The organism is Mesorhizobium sp. M4B.F.Ca.ET.089.01.1.1 (genome assembly GCF_004022605.1).
GTDB lineage: Bacteria > Pseudomonadota > Alphaproteobacteria > Rhizobiales > Rhizobiaceae > Mesorhizobium > Mesorhizobium abyssinicae.
The window spans coordinates 1-2,807 of record NZ_RZOS01000603.1; the positions used below are offsets into that span (position 1 = coordinate 1).

Sequence of the window (2,807 nt, forward strand, 5' to 3'; positions counted from 1 at the left end):
GCATGCACGACAGGATGTTCTTCACCCCGGTCGCCCTTACCGTTGGCGCCGGCCACAAGCGCATGATCGCGTCGCTGTTCGACATGCATGAATTCCTGACCGAATTCCCGCCGTCGCGGCGTCGGCTGAGCTATGGCGCCGCGGTGAAGGCGTGCGAAGCGGCGCGAGCCGGCGAGATCTCGCCCGAGGCGGCGCGCGATGCGCTGATCACCTTCGCGGTGACGGCCGGCATCCTCTGGCCCGCCACCCAGCCCGCCGTCTCGGTCAAGCCGGTGGCGCGCAGCTTCGGCGGCTATGCTGCGTAAAGTGAATAGCGAATAGGGAATAGCGAGCAGGGAAGGCAATGCATGCGCCAGCCGGCGCAACGCTATTTGCTACTCACTATTCGCTACTTGTCTCAATGGACCGTCGCGGCGTCGTCGGTCAGCGGGCCAAGCAGCGCGACCGTTGCGAAGCTGACCTGGTCGCGGCCGTTCGACTTTGCCTTGTAAAGGTGACTGTCCGCCGTCCGGTACATGTCGGCATAGGTAGCGGGACCGTTGAAGGCGACGCCGCCGATGCTGACCGAAAGCGGGCAAGGCCGGCCGTCGGGGGAGAACTCCACCTCGCGGATGCGCCGCCTGATCCCTTCGGCGACCAGCCAGGACTGCGAGGCGTCGGCGCCGGGAAGAAAGACCGCGAATTCCTCGCCGCCGATGCGCCCGACAATGTCAGCGCCGCGCAACTGGCCCTGGATCGTCTTGGCGATCAGCTTCAGCGCCTGGTCGCCGCAATCGTGTCCGAGGCGATCGTTGATGGTCTTGAAATGGTCGGCGTCGACGATGAGGAAGGCGCCGGCATCGACGACCGCCTGGCTGCGCGCCTGATCGAGGTAGGCCTCGACGAGCATCGAGAAGGCGCCGCGATTGAACACCGCCGTCAGGCTGTCGGTGGCCGCGACGATGCTCAGCTCCTTCTGGGCGACGGCAAGCTGGCGCATCTTGAACATCAGGAAGAAGAAGAACGACCCCGCCAGCACGAGCGGCAGCAAGAGGTCCGTCATCTGCGCGCGCCACAGGGCGTCCGGCGACAGCAGGGGGAAATTGTAGGAATCGACGAAGAAGGCCGCGGCGATGCAGACCGCCGTGCCGACAACCGTTACGCCGATGACCCTGCCCCAGCTCGTCGGGGACAAATCGATGCGCATTCTATTGCTCCCGCTGCGTCAGGCCATCCTGCGTCGGGAAGGCAAACGAAATCCTAATATTAGCTCCGCCTTTCTTGAACGTGGTTAACCGCCCTCGAAAGCATCCTCGGCGGTCGGCACCAAAAAGCCCGCCACCGGGATGGCAAGGGGTGGCGGGCTTCCGACTGGCTGGCCGTCGTAGAGTCTCGCGGCCGGTTCACGCGCCGGACTTGTCAGCGGCGGGCGATCAGCAGGCAGAGCTGGCGCAGGTCGCGGTCATAGGTGCCTTCGCTGCTCAGCACGTCGACGCAGCGCTTCTTCATCCGCGCAAGCTGGCCGCTCGACATGCTGGCGACGGCGCTCGACAGGCCCAGCGTGCCGGCAGTCGCCGAAGTGCCGGGGATGCCAGGAACCCCTGACGTTCCAACCCCGATACCTGTGTTGGCGCTGGTACCGCCGAACGTCGTCCCTATGGCGGCGTCGACACCGTTGCCGGTGCCCAGGGACGCGTCAGCGCCCGCACCGCTGGTGCCGCCCAGGGACAACGTAGCCGCTCCGCCGCCTCCGCCGATCAAGGCATTGCCATTGGCGCCATTGGTGCCGCCGATCGAAGCGTCGGCGCTGGTGCTGCTGCCGCCAAAGGATGCATTGCCGTTGGCCCCGCCGGGGCCGCCCGCATTGGCGCTGGCTGCATTGCCGCCGACCGAAACGCCGCCTAGGCCACCAAGGCCAACTTCGGCCGCGCTCGCAGGAAAGGCGAGAATAACGACGATCGCTCCGCCCGCAAATGCTCTGGAGATTTTCCGAACGATACTGGACATGACACTCTCCCTTGTTGCCCTTCTGGTTCCTGCGCTGCAACGTTGTGGCAAAAATCGACAATGTTGCTCGCGCATCAAGGGCTACGCTTGGAGATGCATTCCAGTTTCAACGCTCGTTCTGCCGTCGCGAGTCTTAGTTTTTGAACATTTCACAAAAAGTAGCGCTTTATTCTAAATATTTAGACATTTCTAATATAGCAACCCCAGCCGCGGAATCAGGCATAGGCGCGGCCTTCCTCGCTGCGCTGGAACCGCACCAGATCGAGCGGCACGGAAGGTCGGCCAAGCACGGTCAGGATCATGTGCGCATGGCCGCGATGGTGGGTCTGGTGGTTGAAGAAGTGGCTGAGCGCCGGCGCCAGCCGTTGCGAGACGGTGCGCATGTCGGAAAGGGTCATGTAGGAGAAGCGGCCGGCGAGCGCCTTGTCGCTCATGCCTTCGATCCAGCCGATGATCCTCTTGTCCTCCGCCTCGCGCGCCAGCCAGAGGACAGGCAAAGCGCGGTGGAGGATCGCGTCGGTCCTCGAAGGAGCATCGCCCTCGCCGGTGAAGCGCTTCATCCAGATGCGGTCAGCGGCCAATAGATGGTTGAGCGTCCCTGCCATCGAGCCGAAGAAGGCGCCGACATCCCTTTCGAATTCTTCGTCCACGAGATCGGCGGCAGCCTCGTAGATGCAGCCGTTGGCCCATTGGTTGTAGGCCGCAAACATCATGAAATGCTGTTTCATCTCTCCGGCCCCGCTGCGTTAGGTTCAGGCCTACCTAAACCCTCGAAGGATTCGATTCTAGGGGAGTAAGGCAGCATGGCAGTAAGGCAGTAT

4 protein-coding genes are annotated in these 2,807 nt (G+C 63.5%); 1 reads left to right on the forward strand and 3 read right to left on the reverse strand.

The genetic code is table 11. The features are described from left to right. Positions 1–305, forward strand: a 305-nt coding sequence (locus EN780_RS31385; protein WP_127283667.1) for a DUF982 domain-containing protein, incomplete at its 5' end; no start/stop codon positions are given. Positions 306–397: 92 nt separating this feature from the next. Here the strand turns inward: EN780_RS31385 and EN780_RS31390 are convergent. The 3 genes from EN780_RS31390 to EN780_RS31400 form a co-directional block, all read right to left on the reverse strand. Next, the gene (locus tag EN780_RS31390; RefSeq protein ID WP_128276215.1) at positions 398–1,186 is read right to left on the reverse strand and encodes a GGDEF domain-containing protein; all 789 of its coding nucleotides are present in this window, start codon (positions 1,184–1,186) and stop codon (positions 398–400) included. Between the two features lie 212 nt (positions 1,187–1,398). After that, on the reverse strand, positions 1,399–1,986 hold the full coding sequence (locus tag EN780_RS31395) for a hypothetical protein (RefSeq protein ID WP_128276216.1): 588 nt from the start codon (positions 1,984–1,986) through the stop codon (positions 1,399–1,401). A 215-nt stretch (positions 1,987–2,201) separates the two neighbouring features. Beyond that, the gene (locus tag EN780_RS31400; protein ID WP_128276217.1) at positions 2,202–2,714 is read right to left on the reverse strand and encodes a DinB family protein; all 513 of its coding nucleotides are present in this window, start codon (positions 2,712–2,714) and stop codon (positions 2,202–2,204) included. Between the last annotated feature and the right edge of the window lie 93 nt (positions 2,715–2,807).